The sequence below is a fragment of the Streptomyces sp. NPDC087215 genome (genome assembly GCF_044744885.1).
Classification (GTDB): Bacteria; Actinomycetota; Actinomycetes; order Streptomycetales; family Streptomycetaceae; genus Streptomyces.
Genome location: NZ_JBIUZD010000002.1, coordinates 239,605 through 257,625, shown reverse-complemented (window position 1 = coordinate 257,625; position 18,021 = coordinate 239,605). Strand labels below are relative to the sequence as shown.

The following is an 18,021-nucleotide window of genomic DNA, read 5'->3' as shown; positions in this document are numbered from 1 at the left end:
TCCTAGCTCTTCTCTACGTACCGCAGGGAGCGCAGGCCGCGCTCCAGGTGCCAGTGCAGATAGGCGGACACCAGCCCGCTGCCCTCCCTGACGTGACGCGGCTCGCACGCGTCCGCAGTCGCCCAGTCGCCCGTGAGCAGCGCGCTGAGCAGGCCGATGGCCTCCGCAGAGGGTACGACGCTTCCCGGCACCCGGCAGTCGGCGCAGACGACTCCGCCCGCGCCGACCGAGAAGAACCGGTTGGGGCCGTCGAGCCCGCAGCGGGCGCAGTCCCCGAAGCTGGGCGCGTAGCCGTTCACGGCGAGGGAGCGGAGCAGGAAGGCGTCGAGGACGAGGTGGGGGGCGTGCTCGCCCCGGGCGAGGGTCCGCAGTCCGCCCACGAGCAGCAGGTACTGCTGGACGGCGGGTTCGCCCTCGTGGTCGGTGAAGCGTTCGGCCGTCTCCAGCATGGCGGTGCCGGCGGTGTAGCGGGCGTAGTCGGTGACGATGCCGCCGCCGTAGGGGGCGATGGTCTCGCTCTGGGTGCAGAGGGGCAGGGTGCGTCCGACGAGTTCGCTCCCCCGGGCGAAGAACTGCACGTCGACGTGGGAGAACGGTTCGAGCCTCGCGCCGAACTTGGACTTGGTCCGCCGGACGCCCCGGGCCACCGCCCGTACGCGTCCGTGACCTCGGGTGAGGAGGGTGATGATGCGGTCCGCTTCGCCCAGCTTCTGGGTGCGCAGCACGATGCCGTCGTCGCGGAACAGGCTCATGGGCCCATTCTCGCGTACGGGAGGGGGCGCCGGGACCGGGGGTGCCGGGACCGGGACCGGGGGTGGCGGGACCGGGGGTGGCGGGTTCTCTCCGTCCGCACGGGAAGGGGTACCGGCCCCGGGGGCCCGTACGCCCGCGCCCACCCGGGTCCGCGCTCACGCCCGGGGCCGCGTCGGGGCGCTTCCGTCTCCACCGCACCGGCCCCGGGCATCCGGTCCGCGTCCGGTCAGGACACTTCGCCCCGGCTCCGCGCGTTCGCGTGCGCGGTGGCCGCGCTGATCCGCTCGGCGGAGGTGGCCTCCCGCACGCCTTCGGGCTCGACGTCCCATTCGCGTCCGCCGCCCAGCGGGCGGACCTGGACGTAGGGCCCCTCGTGGCCCATGACCCTTCCGACCCGCCCTGTGCGGATCTCCACGACGTACGACCCGATGGGCAGTGTCATGACCGGTTCTCCTCCCCGTGGGCGCCTTCTCCGTGTCTTCTCCCACCAACGTATGCCTTTCTGAATCCATTTCCCGCTTCGCCTCACCAGAGCGGAAGCGCATCCGTGGAATCAGCAGACCCGCAGGTCACGCAAGTGCCGTAGGAGTCAGGGAAGTTACCCTGTTCGAGCAGCCAATTCGAAAGCAGTGAGGGAATGCGGTGCGGGAAATCGAATGGGACGCGGAAAATTCACGCGCTTTTCGAACGGAGACGGAGCGGGCGCGGAACGGAGGCGGAACGGGCGCAGGAGGGGCGCGGACCGGGCGCGGGCCCGGCTCCGGCCACGCTTCCGACCGGACGGAAAGGGCGACGGCGGGCCCGGTCGGCACCTCCCCGCGGGACCTCCGAAACCTAGCCACCCTTGGAGAAGTCATAAGTTCGCCTTATGGGTCCATAGGCCGGGGGCGGGTACCGCCGCGCACCGTGCGATATTTAGGGTGACCTAAGTGTCGGCGGCTTCGCCGCCACGTCGTTTGCGAAGGGAACCCACTCATGCCCCGCCCCCTCCGGGTCGCGATAGTCGGCGCCGGCCCCGCCGGAATCTACGCCGCCGATGCGCTGCTGAAGTCCGAGGCCGCCGCAGAGCCGGGTGTGTCCATCGACCTCTTCGAGCGGATGCCCGCCCCCTTCGGCCTCATCCGCTACGGCGTCGCCCCCGACCACCCCCGCATCAAGGGCATCATCACCGCCCTCCACCAGGTCCTCGACAAGCCGCAGGTCCGCCTCTTCGGCAACATCGACTACGGCACCGACGTGCACCTGGACGACCTGCGCGCCTTCTACGACGCCGTGGTCTTCTCCACCGGCGCGATGGCCGACCGCCCGCTGAGCATCCCGGGCGTGGAACTGGACGGCTCGTACGGCGCCGCCGACTTCGCCTCCTGGTACGACGGCCACCCGGACGTCCCGCGCACCTGGCCGCTCCACGCGGAGAAGGTCGCCGTCCTCGGCGTCGGCAACGTGGCCCTCGACATCGCCCGCATCCTCGCCAAGACCGCCGAGGAACTGCTGCCGACCGAGATCCCCGCCAACGTGCACGAGGGCCTCAAGGCCAACAAGGCCGTCGAGATCCACGTCTTCGGCCGTCGCGGCCCGGCCCAGGCCAAGTTCAGCCCCATGGAGCTGCGCGAGCTGGACCACTCGCCGAACATCGAGGTCATCGTCAACCCCGAGGACATCGACTACGACGAGGGCTCGATCGCCGAGCGGCGCAAGAACAAGCAGACCGACATGGTCGCCAAGACGCTGGAGAACTGGGCGATCCGCGATGCCGGCGACCGCCCGCACAAGCTCTTCCTGCACTTCTTCGAGTCGCCCGTCGAGATCCTCGGCGAGGACGGCCGGGTCGTCGGCCTGCGCACCGAGCGCACCGAACTGGACGGCACGGGCAAGGTGAAGGGGACCGGCGCCACCACCGACTGGGACGTCCGGGCGGTCTACCGCGCGGTCGGCTACCTCTCCGACGAACTGCCCAAGCTGCCCTGGGACACCGCCAGCGGCACCGTCCCCGACCGGGGCGGCCGGGTGGTCGAGGAGACCGGCGAGCACCTGGCCTCCACGTACGTCACGGGCTGGATCCGGCGCGGTCCCGTCGGCCTCATCGGCCACACCAAGGGCGACGCCAACGAGACCGTGGCGAACCTCCTGGACGACTTCGCGAACGGGCGCCTGCTCGCCCCCGCCACCCCCGAGCCGGACGCGGTCGTGTCCTTCCTGGAGGGCCGGGGCCTCACGTACACGACGTGGGAGGGCTGGTACGCCCTGGACGCCGCCGAGAAGGCGCTGGGCGAGCCGCAGGGCCGCGAGCGCGTGAAGATAGTCGAGCGCGAGGACATGCTGCGCGCCAGCGGCGCCATCGGCTGACCTCCGCGCACGGCGGACCCCGCCCCGTGCGCACGACGGCTCCGGCCCCCGGCCCCCCCCCCCCCCGGGGGGGGGGGGGCGGGGGGCGGCGCCCCCGGGGGGGGGCGGGGGGGGGGGGGGGCGCCCGGGCCGGCCCCCCGCCCACGGCCCCCAGCCCGTGGCCACCCTCCCGGCCGCCCCCGCCCCCGGGCCCCCCCCCGCCCCCGCCCCCGCCCCCCCCCCCCCGGGGGGGGGCGGGGCCGGGGGCCGGAGCCGTCGTATGTGCCCGTACGGTGTCCGGGGCGCCGGTCAGGCCACCGTGCGCGCCGAGGCGAGGAGCCGGGCGACGTCGTCGGGGGCGAGCGCGAGCGCGTTCCCCACGGTGCCCAGGACCTCCTGCTCGGCCGGGCTGTAGACCCCGTCCGCGAGGGCGATCCGGGCGGCCCCGAGCAGCAGGGCCTCCCGTCCGGCGGGCGCCAGGTGCGGTGTGAGCGGCTCCAGGGCCTCGTGCAGCTCGATCGCGAGGAGCGCGCCCTCCGGGTTCACCTCGGGCATGAAGCGCCCGGTGTCGGCCTCCAGGGCCGCCACGAGGTCGACGAGCTGGACGGCCGTGCACTCGGCGAATCCGGCGGACCTGACCGCGCTCACGGCCCGGTCGAGGACCTCGCGCGAGTCGGTGCCGCCCGCCGCGAGGACGGCGAGGGCGACGGTGTGCACGGCGTCCCGCAGCATCGCGGAGAACCGGCCGGTCGTCGGGGAGTCCAGCACCTCCGTGCCGAAGTGCGTGTGGCAGGCGGCGCATTCGACGACCGGCCCCGTACACCCGCGGGGCAGGACCGGCACCCCGAGGACGGCGAACCGGCGGCGGCCGGTGCGCCGCCGGTAGTTGCGGTCGCCTCCGCACTCCTCGCAGAAGAACTCACCGTCCCCGACGGTGTTCCAGGAGGTGCGGATCCCGCATACGCCCACTTTCCCACCACGTGAATCCCGGGCAGACCGCACACGCACCTCCTCGACGGCCCGGCTGCACTGCCGGCGTTGGCGTGATGTTAGCCACATCCTCGATGTGGCGTCAGCACCCCGTCATGAGTTCGTCGTGCGGATGGCCGAGACACGTCACCGCTCAGGAAGTGCGGCGGCGGCGCTTTGCGAAGGCCAGGAAGCCTCCGCCGACGAGGACGGCGGCCGCCGCGGCGGCGATCGTGCCCGGTCCGATGGCCGAACCGGTCGAGGCGAGATCACCCTCCGGGGTGGCGGACGGCGCCGGGGTCGGCGTCGCGGCCGGGGCGGTGGTGGACTCGCCGGGGCCGGCCGGGGTGGACGGGGAGGCGGAACCGCCCGGCGTCTCGGAGGCGCTCGGCGTCGCGCCGCCCTCGCTGGGAGTGGCCGAGGGGGTGACCGTCGGGGTGGGGACGGTGGTCTCGGTGGGCTTCGGGGTCTCCGGGGTGACGACCGGGCCCGGCTTCGTCTCCTTGGGGAGGCAGCCGGTGAAGTTCATCTGGTGGGTCTCGGCGCCGGGGACGGTGTCGAGGGACCCGGCGATGACGGAGCCGTTGACGTGACCGGGGCCGTAGGCCGAGCTGCCCATGGAGACGGCCGCGTTGGGCGCGAGGATCGTGCCGGGCCAGGAGGTGTAGTTCTTCTTCACGCTCGTGGCCTCCGGGAAGTTCCACAGCAGCTTGGAGCGGACCTCCTTGAAGTCGGCGCTGCCGGAGGCGTAGTCGTCGATCACGAAGTTCTTCACCTGCGCGTCCCAGAGCCAGACGCTGGAGGTGGGGCGGGTGTGCATGTCGTACGAGCCGCCGACGACGTTCACCAGGGTGGAGGCGCCGGTGGGCACCTTGACGTAGATCTCGCCCGCCTTCTGGAGGTCGGCGGCGCTCACCGCGAAGACGTTCAGCCGGGCGTCGGTGCCGGTCAGCAGGAGGCTCCTGCCGTCCACGGCGGCCTCGCCGTTCGGCTTGACGCCCGCCCAGCCGGTGGACAGGGCGCGCAGCTCGGTGAACTCCTTGCCGAAGTCGATCGGCGAGGAGCCCTCCTTGACCTTGTCGCCGTCGACGCCGAAGCCCTGGCCGGGCGTGGAGCGGTTGACGACCTTCCCGGCTATGCCGGTGCCGTTGTCGAGGACGACCTGGTTGGCGTACAGGGTGCCGCCGACGACGAGGCTGTGGCCGCCGGGCAGCCGGGCGAGGTCGGCTGCGGTCAGCTTGTGGCCGATGGAGAAGCCCGAGGGCCTCTTGGGGTCGCCGAAGGTGGCGTCGCCGCCGACGGCGACCGCGCCCTCGGAGTCCGAGTGCCGGACGGAGTCCTTCTCGACGAACTCGGCGTAGTGGCCGGCGATGCCGAGCGGATTCGTCACACACTCCGCCGTGGTCGTGGCGGAAGCGACGGGGGCCCAGCCGAGGGCGGCACCGGTCACCGCGAGGGCGGCGGCCACGGCAGCGGTCGTGCGCATACGAAACTCCAGCTCAGGGGAGGTGCGAAAGGGGCGCGTGGGGGGATGTGCGGGGAGTGCGTGGGGAGTGTGTGGGGGATGTATCCGAAGGGACGCCCCGACTTTCCGCCATTCCCTGATCTACCGTCAACTCATCTCATATGGCGGTCAATCCGACATAGAGGGATCACTCACCTTAAGCGAAGCTGAAACTGTGACGCGTTTCACATGTGCCGCTGCCCCGCACCTGACGGAGAGGTACGGGGCGGCGACGGTGGGAAGCGTCAGCGGGCGGAGCGGTTGACCGCCGAGACGACCGCCTTCAGGGAGGCGCGGGTCGTGTTGGCGTCGATGCCGATGCCCCACAGGACCTTGCCGTCGATGGCGCACTCGATGTACGAGGCGGCCTGCGCGGAGGCGCCCTCGCTCATCGTGTGCTCCTGGTAGTCCAGCAGCCGGGCGTCGACGCCGACCGCCTGGAGCGCGGCGAAGAACGCGGAGATCGGGCCGTTGCCCGAGCCCGTCAGCACGGTCTCCGTACCGTCCACGACCGCCTCGACGGTCAGCGTGTCCGTGCCGTCGGTGTCCGAGGTGGACTGGCCGGAGCGGAGCTGCACACGGCCCCAGGCGTTGTCCGGGTTGGGCAGGTACTCGTCCTGGAAGACCGACCAGATCGCGGCCGGGGTGACCTCGCCGCCCTCGCTGTCGGTCATCTGCTGGATGATCCGGGAGAACTCGATCTGCATCCGGCGGGGCAGGTCCAGCTTGTGGTCGTTCTTCAGGACGTACGCGATGCCGCCCTTGCCGGACTGGGAGTTGACCCGGATGACCGCCTCGTAGGAGCGGCCCACGTCCTTCGGGTCGATGGGCAGGTACGGCACCGCCCACTCGATGTCGTCGACCGTCTTCCCCGCCGCGGCGGCGTCGGCCTCCATCGCGTCGAAGCCCTTCTTGATGGCGTCCTGGTGGGAGCCGGAGAAGGCGGTGTAGACCAGGTCGCCCGCGTAGGGGTGGCGCGGGTGGACCTCCATCTGGTTGCAGTACTCGCTGGTCCGGCGGATCTCGTCGATCTGCGAGAAGTCGACCTGCGGGTCCACGCCCTGGCTGAACAGGTTCATCCCGAGGGTCACCAGGTCCACGTTGCCGGTGCGCTCGCCCTGTCCGAACAGGCAGCCCTCGACGCGGTCGGCGCCCGCCATCAGCGCCAGCTCGGCCGCCGCGACCGCCGTGCCCCGGTCGTTGTGCGGGTGCACCGACAGGCACACGTACTCCCGGCGGGTCAGGTTCCGGGACATCCACTCGAACCGGTCCGCGTGGGTGGACGGCGTCGAACGCTCCACCGTGGCGGGCAGGTTGAGGATGATCTCGCGGCCCGGACCCGGCTGCCAGACGTCACAGACCGCCTCGCAGACCTCCAGCGCGAAGTCCAGCTCGGTGTCGGTGAAGATCTCGGGGCTGTACTGGTAGCCGAACACCGTCTCCGGGCCCAGCAGCTTCTCCGCGTACTCCATCACCAGCCGCGTGCCGTCCACCGCGATCTGCTTGATCTGCTCCTTCGAGCCGCGGAAGACGACCCGGCGGAAGGTGGGCGCGGTCGCGTTGTACAGGTGGACGGTGGCGCGCTTCGCGCCGATCAGCGACTCCACGGTCCGCTCGATCAGGTCCTCGCGGGCCTGGGTCAGTACGGAGATGGTGACGTCGTCCGGGATCGCGCCCTCTTCGATGATCGAGCGCACGAACGCGAAGTCCGTCTCGCCGGAGGACGGGAACCCGACCTCGATCTCCTTGTAGCCCATGCGGACCAGCAGGTCGAACATCTCTCGCTTGCGGGCCGGGGACATCGGGTCGATCAGTGCCTGGTTGCCGTCGCGCAGGTCCGTGGAGAGCCAGCGCGGAGCCCGGGTGATCCGCTGCTCGGGCCAGGTCCGGTCGGGGATCTCGACGGCCTCGTACCGGCCGTACTTGTGGATCGGCATCCCGGACGGCTTCTGCAGCCGCGTCGCGTTGGTGACGGGCGTGGGACGGCTGACGAAGGGGGACTGGGACATGGCGTTGGGCTCCTCGGTACAGCGGGAGGGGGTTCCCCCGTCCTTCACGGGACTCGGGGGAGGCCGACTGTCGAACGCAACACCAGGTCCCGCGGGGAGGGGGTCGGCCTACGACTACAGGCCCTCGCCGCGGCAGCTAAGGAGAAGCAGCCCGAAACGCATGATGTCCCGCAGCCTAGCCGAGGACGACGGAGGCGGACGTGCCGTTCCAGTATGCGGGACGGCCTCCACGTCAAGACCCAACGGTGACGCATCACTCCATTTCGCCAATTCCCGTCTCAGCCCGTGACAGCGGGGTCACGCAGTGCCACATTGCAGAGATGACCCACACTCCCGTCTTCTGCTCGATCATCCCGCCGCACGTCCTGGACAAGCTGGCCCGGGACGGGAACGACGCGGCCCTGCGCACCCTGGAGGCCGACGCCGCCCTGCGGACCCGCCGCCGGGTGACCGGTGTCCGGGACGTGGCCGCCCCGGCGCCCTCGGACTCCTCCAAGCCGAACCGCACGATCTACGACGCCGGGCACCAGGAGGTCCTGCCCGGCAGGAAGGTCCGCGGCGAGGGCGACGCGCCCGGCACCGACGCGACCGTGAACCGCGCCCACGCCGGTCTCGGTGCCACGTTCGACCTCTTCCGGGCGGTCTACGGACGGGACTCGCTGGACGGGGCGGGGCTGCCCCTGCACGCGAGCGTCCACTACGGCGAGCGGTACAACAACGCCTTCTGGGACGGCCAGCAGATGGTGTTCGGCGACGGGGACGGGGACCTCTTCCTCGACTTCACCATCCCGGTGGACGTCATCGGGCACGAACTCACCCACGGCTTCACCCAGCACACGGCGAACCTGGAGTACTACGGCCAGTCGGGCGCCCTCAACGAGTCCGTCTCCGACGTCTTCGGCGTCCTGGTCAAGCAGCACGCCCTCGGCCAGAGCACCACCCAGGCCGACTGGCTGATCGGCGCGGGGCTGCTCGGCCCCGGAGTCGACCACGGCACGGCGCTGCGCTCCATGAAGGCGCCGGGCACCGCGTACGACGACGACGTCCTCGGCAAGGACCCGCAGCCCGGCCACATGGACCACTACGTCCGCACCAGCCGGGACAACGGCGGCGTCCACATCAACTCCGGCATCCCCAACCACGCCTTCTACCTGCTCGCGACCGAGCTGGGCGGCAACGCCTGGGAGCGGGCCGGGCAGATCTGGTACGACGTGATGACCGGCGGGACCCTCACCCCCGAGGACCGGTTCGCGGAGTTCGCGGCGGCCACCGTGGCGGCGGCGCGCGCCCGGTACGGCGACGGGACGGAGCTCCAGGCCGTCCTGAAGGCCTGGTCCGCGGTCGGGCTGCCGTCCGACTGATCCGGCTGGTACACAGGTCCCATGCGGATTCGAGTGCGGCGCACGGGCGGTTTCGCGGGGATCGAGCGGTCGGCGGAGGTGGACACCGGCGCACTGGCGGACGCCGCCGAGTGGCACGCCCTCGCCGACCGGGTGCTCGCGGACGGCGACGACACGGGCCGGGGCGTCCCGGACGGCTTCCGGTACGAGATCACCGTCGACGGCCGCACGGTCCACTGCGGCGACCCGCGGCTGACCGAGGCGCAGCGGACCCTCATCACGAGGGTCCTCAAGGAAGGCGCGTAGTCGAGAGGGACGGCGCGCGCCGCGCGCGGGCGCCGCCGAACGCCGGGCCCCCCATGTCGCCCCATATCGCTCTGTTGTTCGAAGGCCGGGCCGTGTCCTGCGAGGATGGCGCCACCTCCGTCAACCCCGCGAAAATGGAGCACACATGAACGACAGTCAGCTCGGCCGACGCGGCTTCCTCTCGTTGAGCGGTGTCGCCGCCCTGTCCGTCGCCGGGATCGGGGCGACCGCCGCAACCGCGAGCGCGGTGGGCCCGCGCACCGGGGCGACGGGCGCCGCCCTGGCACTGCCGCCGTCGAAACTGATCCGGGTCGAGGGCAACACCGGCCCGGCCTACTTCCGTGAGAAAGCCGTGCAGCGGGGGACGGTCATCCAGTCCCTCGGCTTCGACAACGTCAACCGGCGTCTCTACTTCGCCCAGCTCATCGGCGGCGGACTCCAGCTCGCGGGCGAGTCCGCGCCGGTCCCCGCCGCCACCCGCGACCTCCACGGCGACCTGGCGATCACCGAGTGGACCCTCGGCCCCGACACGGCGGAGGGCGCCGGAAGCGCGAGCCTCACGGGCCACATGTATCTGCGGGGCTTCGGCCACGGCGTCGGCATCGGCGTCGAGCCGTCCGGGAGCGGCACCTACCTGTGGACCGAGGTCGACGCCGTCCAGGACACCGAGGAGGGGACCAGCCGGGGGCGGCGCCTCTGCCGCTTCAAGTTCAGCAGTTCCCACACGCCCCTGGACGCCACCAGCACCTCGCTCCAGAAGTTCACCCCCGTACCCGGCAGCGTGAACAACACCGCGGGCGTCGACCCGCTCAACAACCGCCTGGTGGTCCGCTACAGCCTGAACGGGATGCGCTACCGGATCTTCGACCTGGCGGCGGCGCGGGCGGGCGACTTCGGCGCGCCGCTGGCCGAGATCGCCGAGCCCGCGGTCCAGATCGACCGCGACCTCTACGGAAAGCCCTCGTTCCAGGGGTACGCGGTGGCCGGCCAGTACCTCTACATGCTGCACGGCAACTCGTACGGCTACACCCAGGACCATGACGGCGATCCGTCCACTCCCAAGATCGTCATCTCCCCGCCGGGCGTGGGGAACACCCACCTCACCTCGGTGGACCTGAACACCGGCCAGATCATCAGGACCTTCCACTCGAAGGCGGGCTACACGCTGCCGTTCCGGGAGCCGGAGGGCCTGGCCGTCCAGATCCCGAAGGCGTCCGAGCCCGAGGTGTTCCGCCTCTGCATGGGCTTCGCCTCGGGGGACACCCCGGGCCAGCGCACGGCCTCGGTCTACTACAAGGACTCGCTGATCCAGCCGTAGGGCGGGACGGCACGACGTCACCGCAGGGCGGCGTCACGGCATGAGAAGGGGCCGCGTCCGGGGAGAAGTCCCGGGCGCGGCCCTCGTCGCGGTCCGCGCCCCTTCCGGGGCCCGTCGCTAGAAGCCGAGCTTCCGCAGCTGCTTCGGGTCGCGCTGCCAGTCCTTGGCGACCTTCACGTGCAGATCGAGGAAGACCGGGGTGCCGAGCAGCGCCTCGATGTGCTTGCGGGACTTCATGCCGACCTCCTTGAGGCGGCTGCCCTTCGGGCCGATGATGATGCCCTTCTGGCTGGGGCGCTCGATGTACACGTTGGCGTGGATGTCGAGCAGCGGCCGGTCCGCCGGGCGGTTCTCGCGCGGGATCATCTCCTCGACGACCACCGCGATCGAGTGCGGCAGCTCGTCCCGGACGCCTTCGAGGGCGGCCTCGCGGATCAGCTCCGCGACCATGACCTGCTCCGGCTCGTCGGTGAGGTCGCCCTCCGGGTAGAGCGGCGGGGACTCGGGGAGCAGCGGGATCAGCAGGTCGGCGACGAGCTGGACCTGCTTGTCGCCGACGGCCGAGACGGGCACGATCTGCGTCCACTCGAAGCCCAGCTCCTTGCCGAGCTGGTCGATCGCGATGAGCTGCTCGGCGAGGGTCTTGGAGTCGACCAGGTCGGTCTTGGTGATGATCGCGATCTTGGGGGTCTTCTTGATCCCGGCGAGTTCCTTGGCGATGAACCGGTCGCCGGGTCCGAGCTTCTGGTCGGCGGGCAGGCAGAAGCCGATCACGTCGACCTCGGCCCAGGTGGCGCGGACCACGTCGTTGAGCCGCTCGCCGAGGAGGGTGCGCGGCTTGTGGAGGCCCGGGGTGTCGACCAGGATCAGCTGGGCCTCGGGGCGGTGCACGATGCCCCGGACGGTGTGCCGGGTGGTCTGCGGCCGGTTCGAGGTGATGGCCACCTTCTGACCGACCAGAGCGTTCGTGAGGGTGGACTTGCCCGCGTTGGGGCGGCCGACGAAGCAGGCGAAGCCGGCCCGGTGGACGGCTTCGGATTCTTGGTTGCGAGCGCTCATGGAGGCCATTGTCCCCGATGAGCGCCCGCCGTACGCACTCAGTGCGTGCCCACGGGTACCGGAGCCTCCTCCACGGGGTCCGTACGGGGGTCCCGGCGGGCCGTCCCGCGGCGGCGGAGCCGCAGGCCGAGGACGGTGGCGGCGCCCGCCGCGAGGAGGGCGCAGAGGGCGGTCCAGGGCACGGCGAGGAAGGAGACGGTGCCGGTCTCCCGTACGTCCTTCGCGGTGGCGGTGAGGGTGATGTCCCCCCGGTCGAACTGGGGGGAGCCGTTCCACCGCGCGGTGAGCCGGATCTTCTGCCGGGGCAGCAGTTCGGCGGGCACCCCGGTCAGGCCGCGGGCGAGGAGGGTGCGGCCGAAGAGCCCCTCGGCGCGGAGCGCGACCTCGGGGCTGAGGGTGACGTTGCCCCGGTTGTGCAGGGTGTACGAGACGAGGGCGCTGCCGTCGCGGGTGCCGGGGACCAGCGGCAGGTCCTGGTCGAGGGTGATGTCCTCGACGGCGAGGGCGGGCACGGTCGGGCCGGTGACCCGGAGGTAGACGCGGGCGGCGACGGCCCGCTGGACGCCGACGGCGACCGTGCCCCCGGTGGCGGGCCCGATCCGTTCGTCGAGGGCGACGAGGGCGCCGGGGTGGTCGCCGGGGTCGGCGTCGGCGGGGACGGTCAGCGTGTAGGGGACGGTGACGGCGGAGCGGGGCGGGACGGTGATCCGGGTCTTCTCTGGGGTGATCCAGGCTCCGGCACCGGTCTGCCTCTCCTGCCGGGTGCGGACGGCGAAGCCGCCGTCGCGGTCGGTGTTGTAGGCGTCGGCGCCGTAGAGCCGGAAGGTCAGCGGGCCGTTCGTCCGGTTGGTGACGGTGACCCGGTCGGTGACGGTGGCGCCCGGGTCGGCGGTGAGGAAGAAGTAGGGGCGGCTGCCCGGCCGGGCGGACGCCGGATAGACCGCCCATTCGCCGTTCTCCGCCGCCCCGGCGCGCGGCGCGAGGCCCAGGAGCAGGAGGAGGGCGCTCAGGAGGAGGGCGTACGGCTTGACGCGGAGGACGTACGGTTCGACGCGCACGGTGCGGAACCTCCCGGGGTGCGGATCGGCGGCGGACCGGCCGGGTGCGCGCCCGGCCCGCCGTGCGGTCAGGACAGGGTCAGCGTGAGCACGCCCGCGTACGATCCGGGCGCGGTGAACGCCGGGACGTCGAGGGAGAGGCCCGCGTCGACGGTGAACTCGCCGCCCGTGAGGGCGCCGTTCGGGGTGGAGGCGAGGGTCGCGCCGCCGCTGCCGACGGGTCCTGCGGACCCGGCCGCGCAGGTGCTGGGGCTGCCCGCCTTGGCGGTGCAGGACGGGGTCCAGCTGAGGTTCCCGGCGCCGAGGGAGCCGCCGGGGCCGGTGAAGTCGGTGACCTTGCCGGTGAGGGACCAGCCCGCGGGGCCGCCGCGGAAGTCCTTGACGGTCACGGTCTGGAGGTTGCCGGTGGCGGCGCCGCCCTGGCCGAAGTCCACGGCGGAGAGCTGCACGGCGTCGCCCGCCTGGGTCATGGACAGTTCGCCCGCCGTGACGGACGCGGTGATCCGCTGGCTGCCCGGCGGATCGGGGGTGTCGTCGACGACGGTGTAGGCGGCCGGGCCCGCGCCCTTCTCGGCGTTCCAGGAGGCGCCCTCGTAGGCCACGATCCCGGTGGTCGCCTTGTCGTTGACCTTGAGGCGGGCCGCGAAGGAGCCCTCGCTGTCGGTGGTGACGGTCATCCGGTCGGCGGTCTCGGCCGCTCCCGCGCGGCCGACGACGGTGACGTCGGTGAGCGGAGTGAAGCGGGAGCCGTTGACGGTGACCCGGACGCCGGGGGCGCCGGAGGGCGTCTCCAGCTGGAGGGCCCGGGTGTTGGGGCTGGTCACCGGGCTCGCGGTGACCGTGTCGGAGACCGGGGCGGGCGGGTCGAGGACCGTACAGGGGGTGTCCAGCTCCATGATGTAGCTGGTGTGGATGTTGTAGTCGCCGGGCGACAGGGTGATCGTTCCGGCCTGGGTGACCGTGAAGGTGCCGGTCATGGAGAAGGCCGGGAAGGAGCCCTTGCCGGGGACCGGCGGGTTCTTCTTGGGGCCGGTGACGGTGACGGCGCCGCTCTGGGCGCCGCCGAGGACGACCTTGCCGCTGGGCGTCATGATGTCGGCCGGGAGGGCGAGGTCGACCGGGTTGGACGCGGCGGGCTTGGTGATCGTGTAGGTGACGGTCACGACGTCGCCGACCTTGGGGCTGCTCTTGTCGACCGAGACGAGGGCGGTGGTGGTGCCCTGGATGGGCGGGATGCCCGCGATCGGCGGCGGGATGCAGCGGGTCTGGTACTGCACCTCCACGGAACTGCTGGTCGCACCGGCGGGGGTGGCGAGCGCGCCGCCGCCCGCGAACGCGAGGGCGGTGGCGCCGAGGACGGCGGTCCAGCGCCGTCTTCGGACGGCCGCCCGGGATCGGGTGAGTGCCATGGTGTGCCCCCTCCTGAGGAATGAGTGGGCGCCATTGACGGCCGTCGGTGAAGAGAAGTCAAGGCACGCGGGAGACATCGACTGATGTCCCGTCAGATACTGTCAAGATCGTCCCGGCCGGGACTTTTCGCAGGTCACCGGCGGGACGGCCGGAGCCGGAACACGACGGAGACCGGTGCCGCCCGAGGGCGACACCGGTCCGGGGCGGAGCGTGCTCGGCTAGAAGACGAACGGGCCGGGCGTCTGCGAGGTGACGGCGTCGCAGTTCACCGTGACCCCGAAGATCACCATCTTGAGGGCGACACCCGCGAAGTACGAGTTGAGGCTGTCGCCCGAGGCCACGGTCCCGGCGAGCGGACCGATCTTCACCGTCCCGCCGGCGGGGAGCGCCGGGTTCTTCTTGCCGGTGAAGACCCGGGTGCCACCGCCGCCCTTGGCCATCGTCAGCGTCGCGCCGATCTGGTCGGCGCCGACCGCGATCGGCGTCGTGATGCCCGAGGTGAGGGTGATGGTCGCGGCCGTGCCGCTCTGCGTGGCGGCGAGGGTGGCGGTGCCGCCGCCCCAGCTGCCGCAGTCGTACGTCGCCGTGGCCGAGCCGGGCGAGACGGCGGCGGCCGACGGGGCGAAGGCGAGTCCGGCGGCGGCGAGGCCCCCGGCGAGGACCGCGACGGTCCCCGTGGTGCTTCTTCTTCTCATGGCTAGTTCGAACCCCTTCCGATGACGAACGCAGGGGTGCGGACACTGCGTGGAGGACGAGAGATCTGACGGTCCGTCGGGCGGACCGGTGTTCATTGAGACGCAGACCGCCGGGGAAGGCAAGAGAAGACGCGGTGATCGTTCACAAGGACACAAGACGGAGGGGCCCGGCACACCACCGGGCCCCTCCGTGTCCTGTTCTCGCCGTACGGCCCCACCGCCGGGCCGGGCCGTCCGCGCGGCCGTCCGTCACGACCGTGCGCGCGGCCTTCCCGTACGGCCGTCCACGCGGCCTTGCGTACGTTCTTCACGCGGCCTTCCCGTACGGCCGTCCACGCGGCCTTCCGTACGGCCGTCCCGCACCGCGCCGCGGGAACCCGCGCCCGGACGGGACGCGTTCAGCCCGCCGTGACCGCCGCGCGCAACTGCCCGTCGGGACCCGCGAGCAGCACCGGGGTCTCCGGGCCGCCGAGGTCCCGGACCGCCGCCCGGTCCTCGTCCGACGCGGCCTGCGCGCTCGACACCACGGCCGCCGCCTCCAGGGACCGGGCCCCGCTGGCCACCGCCATCGCGACGGCGGTCCGCAGCGCGCTCAGCCGGAGCGACTCCAGCTCCACGGTCCCCGCCACGTACGTCCGACCGGTCTCGTCGCGCACCGCGGCGCCCTCGGGCACACCGTTGCGGGCGCGGGCGCTGCGCGCCAGCGTGATGATCTTCAAGTCCTCGGCGCCGAGGTCGCCGTGCTCGCTGCTGAGTGTCATGCCCCTGAGCATAGGTCCGCCCCGGGGATCAGCCCGCGACCGGGTACATCGCCCCCCGGCGCCCCTCCGGTGACGCCAGCCACTCCAGCTTCTCCACCGTGTGCGCCTCCGGCAGCGGCGTGTGCAGCACGATCACCAGGTCCGGCCGGGCCGGGACCCGCAGCTGGGTCGCCTCCATCATCAGGGTGCCCGCCAGCGGATGCTCCAGCTCCTTGCGGTTCTGGCCGCCCGGCCTGACGTCCTGCCGCTCCCACAGCTCCGCGAACTCCGGACTCAGCTCCTTGAGCCCCTCGACCACCACCCGGAACCCCTCGTCCTCCGGGGACTCCGAGCAGGCCGAACGGAACTGCGCGACGACCTTCGGCGCGCTCCGCGCCCAGTGCGCCGCCCGCGTCCGGTACAGCGGATCGGTGAAGAAGCTCACCAGGCAGTTCTGCGGGACGCCCGGCCGCATCCCCAGCACGATCGCCGCCGCGTCGTTGTGGACGACCGTGTTCCAGTAGGCGTCCATGATGTGCGCGGGGAACGGCGTCCACGCGTCGATCAGCCGCCGCAGCCCCTCGCACATGTCCAGGTCCTCCGGGGCGGTCTCCGCGACCGGCGGGTTCAGCGCCGCCAGGACGTACAGATGGCGCCGCTCCGCCGGGCTCAGCCGCAGCACCCGCGCCACCGAGTCCAGCACCTGCGGCGAGACCGTGATGTCCCTGCCCTGCTCCAGCCACTGGTACCAGCTGGCCCCGACACCCGCGAGGACGGCCACCTCCTCCCGGCGCAGCCCCGGGGTCCTGCGGCGCCCGCCGTCCGGCAGCCCCGCCTCGGCCGGGCTCACCCGGGCCCGGCGGCTCATCAGGAACTCACGGAGCTGCCCCAGCCGGTGCTGCTTCGCGGTGACGCTCTCGACGGCGGTGGCCACGTACTTCCCCCTGGATGCGTGGTGATGCCCGGTCGTGCCTCGTGGTGCCCGGTCGTGCCTGGTCGTGCCTCGTGGTGCCCGGTCGTGCCTGGTCGTGCCTCGTGGTGCCCGGTCGTGCCCGGTCGTGCCTGGTGGTACGGCCAACAGGATAAGTTCCCGCTCCCCACCGTTGTTCCCGGACACCGAAGGTGGGGACATGCCGACCCTGACCTCCGCCGAGGCCCCCGCCCGGAACCCCGCCCCCGCTCCCCCGGCCCTCACCGGCCGCACCCGGCTCGTCCTCTTCGTGCTGTGCGCCGCCCAGTTCATGGTGGCGCTCGACTTCTCCGTACTGAACGTCGCCCTGCCCGTCCTCGGCGCCGACCTCGGCCTCGACCGGACCGCCCTCCAGTGGGCCGTCACCGCCTTCGCCCTGCCCTCGGGCGGCTTCCTGCTGCTCTTCGGCCGCGTCGGCGACCTCTACGGACGCAAGAAGCTGTTCCTCGCCGGGCTCACCCTCTTCGGCGCGGCCTCGCTGCTCGCCACCTTCGCCTGGGACCCGGCCTCCTTCCTCACCGCCCGCGCCCTCCAGGGCCTCGGCGCCGCCGCGATCGTGCCCACCGGCATGTCCCTGCTGACCACCACCTTCCCCGAGGGCCCGCTGCGCGACCGGGCGCTCGGCATCTCCGGCACCCTGCTCTCGCTCGGCTTCACCGTCGGCATGGTCCTCGGCGGCGTCATGACCGACACCCTCGGCTGGCGCTCCACCATGGGCCTGCTCGCCCTCTTCAGCGCGATCGTGCTGCCGCTCGCCCCCCGGCTGCTCCCCGAGTCCCGCACCCCCGAACGGCCCCGGCTCGACGTGCCCGGCGCGGTGACCGTCACCCTCGGACTGCTCTCCCTGATCTACGCCCTGTCCACGGCCGCCGAGCGCGGCTTCGGCGGCGCGGACGTCCTGGTCACGCTGGTGGCGGGCGTACTGCTGCTCGGGCTGTTCGTGCGGGTCGAGTCCCGCGCGGCGGCGCCGCTGGTCTCGCTGCCGATGCTGCGGCGGCCCACGGTCGCCTTCGGCAACCTGGGCGGACTGGTCACCTTCTCGATGATGTCGACCGTCGTCTTCGTCCTCACCCTGTACCTCCAGGACACCCTGGGCCTCTCGGCGTTCGCCACCGGCCTGGTCTTCGGTGTGCAGGGCGTGATGTCCGTGATCGCGGGAACACTGGCGCCGAAGCTGATCGGCCGGATCGGCGCCCGCCGCGTCCTCGTCGGCTCGCTCGCCGGACAGGGCCTGCTGACCGCCGCGCTGCTCGGGCTCGGCCGGGAGTCGGGCGCGGTCCTGGCGACCGTCGCGGTCTCACTGGCGTCGATGTGCCACCTCGGCGCGATCATCGCGTACGGGCTGACCGCCACCTCCGGCGTACCCGACGGGAAGCAGGGCCTGGCGACCGGACTGGTGACCACCACCCAGCAGGTCGGCCTCACGATCGGCATCCCGCTGCTCGGGGTCCTCGCCACCACCGGCGGCGACCTGTACGGCGGTGTCCGCACCGTCCTCGTCCTGGACGCGGCCATCCTGCTCGGCGCCGCCGCCCTGGTGGGCCTCGGACTGCGGCGCCAGTGAC

General features: G+C 72.3%; 16 protein-coding genes. 5 read left to right on the top strand and 11 right to left on the bottom strand.

Annotated features, from left to right (window positions below; translation table 11 throughout):
* Nucleotides 1-2: 2 nt before the first annotated feature.
* Together recO and ACIO92_RS05780 are read right to left on the bottom strand one after the other, a co-directional pair.
* Nucleotides 3-752, bottom strand: a complete 750-nt coding sequence (gene recO, locus ACIO92_RS05785; RefSeq protein ID WP_366440506.1) for a DNA repair protein RecO — start codon at nt 750-752, stop codon at nt 3-5.
* Between the two features lie 227 nt (nt 753-979).
* Complete coding sequence (locus ACIO92_RS05780) at nt 980-1,195, bottom strand: hypothetical protein (RefSeq protein WP_351789314.1); 216 nt, start codon at nt 1,193-1,195, stop codon at nt 980-982.
* A gap of 533 nt (nt 1,196-1,728) precedes the next feature.
* Between ACIO92_RS05780 and ACIO92_RS05775 the strand changes: the two genes are divergently transcribed.
* Complete coding sequence (locus ACIO92_RS05775; RefSeq protein WP_402055289.1) at nt 1,729-3,099, top strand: FAD-dependent oxidoreductase; 1,371 nt, start codon at nt 1,729-1,731, stop codon at nt 3,097-3,099.
* Between the two features lie 288 nt (nt 3,100-3,387).
* Here the strand turns inward: ACIO92_RS05775 and ACIO92_RS05770 are convergent, their stop codons facing one another.
* The 3 genes from ACIO92_RS05770 to leuA form a co-directional block, all read right to left on the bottom strand.
* Nucleotides 3,388-4,080 carry a TerB family tellurite resistance protein gene (locus ACIO92_RS05770; protein WP_366440509.1) on the bottom strand — a complete coding sequence of 231 codons (693 nt, stop codon included), beginning with the start codon at nt 4,078-4,080 and terminating at the stop codon, nt 3,388-3,390.
* A 121-nt stretch (nt 4,081-4,201) separates the two neighbouring features.
* The gene (locus tag ACIO92_RS05765; protein ID WP_401238060.1) at nt 4,202-5,533 is read right to left on the bottom strand and encodes a choice-of-anchor A family protein; all 1,332 of its coding nucleotides are present in this window, start codon (nt 5,531-5,533) and stop codon (nt 4,202-4,204) included.
* 263 nt (nt 5,534-5,796) lie between these two features.
* Nucleotides 5,797-7,560, bottom strand: a complete 1,764-nt coding sequence (gene leuA, locus ACIO92_RS05760) for a 2-isopropylmalate synthase (protein ID WP_366440511.1) — start codon at nt 7,558-7,560, stop codon at nt 5,797-5,799.
* 320 nt (nt 7,561-7,880) lie between these two features.
* On the opposite strand from leuA, the gene ACIO92_RS05755 reads away from it, so the two are divergent.
* The 3 genes from ACIO92_RS05755 (at nt 7,881) to ACIO92_RS05745 (ending at nt 10,524) form a co-directional block, all read left to right on the top strand.
* Nucleotides 7,881-8,921 carry a M4 family metallopeptidase gene (locus tag ACIO92_RS05755; protein ID WP_366440512.1) on the top strand — a complete coding sequence of 347 codons (1,041 nt, stop codon included), beginning with the start codon at nt 7,881-7,883 and terminating at the stop codon, nt 8,919-8,921.
* 21 nt (nt 8,922-8,942) lie between these two features.
* Complete coding sequence (locus tag ACIO92_RS05750; protein WP_366440513.1) at nt 8,943-9,206, top strand: protealysin inhibitor emfourin; 264 nt, start codon at nt 8,943-8,945, stop codon at nt 9,204-9,206.
* A 145-nt stretch (nt 9,207-9,351) separates the two neighbouring features.
* Nucleotides 9,352-10,524, top strand: coding sequence for a teichoic acid biosynthesis protein C (locus ACIO92_RS05745; protein ID WP_402055282.1), 1,173 nt, complete (start codon nt 9,352-9,354; stop codon nt 10,522-10,524).
* Between the two features lie 117 nt (nt 10,525-10,641).
* Here ACIO92_RS05745 and era read toward each other — a convergent pair whose 3' ends face one another.
* The 6 genes from era to ACIO92_RS05715 form a co-directional block, all read right to left on the bottom strand.
* Nucleotides 10,642-11,592 carry a GTPase Era gene (gene era / locus ACIO92_RS05740; RefSeq protein ID WP_401238050.1) on the bottom strand — a complete coding sequence of 317 codons (951 nt, stop codon included), beginning with the start codon at nt 11,590-11,592 and terminating at the stop codon, nt 10,642-10,644.
* A 29-nt stretch (nt 11,593-11,621) separates the two neighbouring features.
* Nucleotides 11,622-12,641, bottom strand: coding sequence for a WxL protein peptidoglycan domain-containing protein (locus tag ACIO92_RS05735; protein WP_366440515.1), 1,020 nt, complete (start codon nt 12,639-12,641; stop codon nt 11,622-11,624).
* A gap of 68 nt (nt 12,642-12,709) precedes the next feature.
* A complete protein-coding gene (locus tag ACIO92_RS05730) occupies nt 12,710-14,050 on the bottom strand; it encodes a beta-xylosidase (protein WP_402284356.1) in 1,341 nt (446 codons plus the stop codon).
* Nucleotides 14,051-14,269: 219 nt separating this feature from the next.
* A complete protein-coding gene (locus tag ACIO92_RS05725; protein ID WP_401238044.1) occupies nt 14,270-14,746 on the bottom strand; it encodes a hypothetical protein in 477 nt (158 codons plus the stop codon).
* Between the two features lie 398 nt (nt 14,747-15,144).
* Nucleotides 15,145-15,507 (bottom strand): cytidine deaminase, encoded by a 363-nt coding sequence (locus ACIO92_RS05720; RefSeq protein WP_366440518.1) that lies wholly within the window; start codon nt 15,505-15,507, stop codon nt 15,145-15,147.
* Nucleotides 15,508-15,535: 28 nt separating this feature from the next.
* On the bottom strand, nt 15,536-16,420 hold the full coding sequence (locus ACIO92_RS05715; RefSeq protein ID WP_366440519.1) for a helix-turn-helix transcriptional regulator: 885 nt from the start codon (nt 16,418-16,420) through the stop codon (nt 15,536-15,538).
* Nucleotides 16,421-16,616: 196 nt separating this feature from the next.
* Here ACIO92_RS05715 and ACIO92_RS05710 point away from each other — a divergent pair, with 196 nt between their 5' ends.
* The gene (locus ACIO92_RS05710) at nt 16,617-18,020 is read left to right on the top strand and encodes an MFS transporter (protein WP_402284354.1); all 1,404 of its coding nucleotides are present in this window, start codon (nt 16,617-16,619) and stop codon (nt 18,018-18,020) included.
* Nucleotide 18,021 lies beyond the last annotated feature (1 nt).

Coding starts and splice junctions, on each gene's coding strand:
- ACIO92_RS05710 (WP_402284354.1), top strand. CDS start 16,617: ATGCCGACCCTGACCTCCGCCGAGGCCCCCGCCCGGAACCCCGCCCCC.
- ACIO92_RS05720 (WP_366440518.1), bottom strand. CDS start 15,507: ATGACACTCAGCAGCGAGCACGGCGACCTCGGCGCCGAGGACTTGAAG.
- recO (WP_366440506.1), bottom strand. CDS start 752: ATGAGCCTGTTCCGCGACGACGGCATCGTGCTGCGCACCCAGAAGCTG.
- era (WP_401238050.1), bottom strand. CDS start 11,592: ATGGCCTCCATGAGCGCTCGCAACCAAGAATCCGAAGCCGTCCACCGG.
- leuA (WP_366440511.1), bottom strand. CDS start 7,560: ATGTCCCAGTCCCCCTTCGTCAGCCGTCCCACGCCCGTCACCAACGCG.
- ACIO92_RS05765 (WP_401238060.1), bottom strand. CDS start 5,533: ATGCGCACGACCGCTGCCGTGGCCGCCGCCCTCGCGGTGACCGGTGCC.
- ACIO92_RS05730 (WP_402284356.1), bottom strand. CDS start 14,050: ATGGCACTCACCCGATCCCGGGCGGCCGTCCGAAGACGGCGCTGGACC.
- ACIO92_RS05775 (WP_402055289.1), top strand. CDS start 1,729: ATGCCCCGCCCCCTCCGGGTCGCGATAGTCGGCGCCGGCCCCGCCGGA.
- ACIO92_RS05755 (WP_366440512.1), top strand. CDS start 7,881: ATGACCCACACTCCCGTCTTCTGCTCGATCATCCCGCCGCACGTCCTG.
- ACIO92_RS05745 (WP_402055282.1), top strand. CDS start 9,352: ATGAACGACAGTCAGCTCGGCCGACGCGGCTTCCTCTCGTTGAGCGGT.
- ACIO92_RS05725 (WP_401238044.1), bottom strand. CDS start 14,746: ATGAGAAGAAGAAGCACCACGGGGACCGTCGCGGTCCTCGCCGGGGGC.
- ACIO92_RS05750 (WP_366440513.1), top strand. CDS start 8,943: ATGCGGATTCGAGTGCGGCGCACGGGCGGTTTCGCGGGGATCGAGCGG.
- ACIO92_RS05780 (WP_351789314.1), bottom strand. CDS start 1,195: ATGACACTGCCCATCGGGTCGTACGTCGTGGAGATCCGCACAGGGCGG.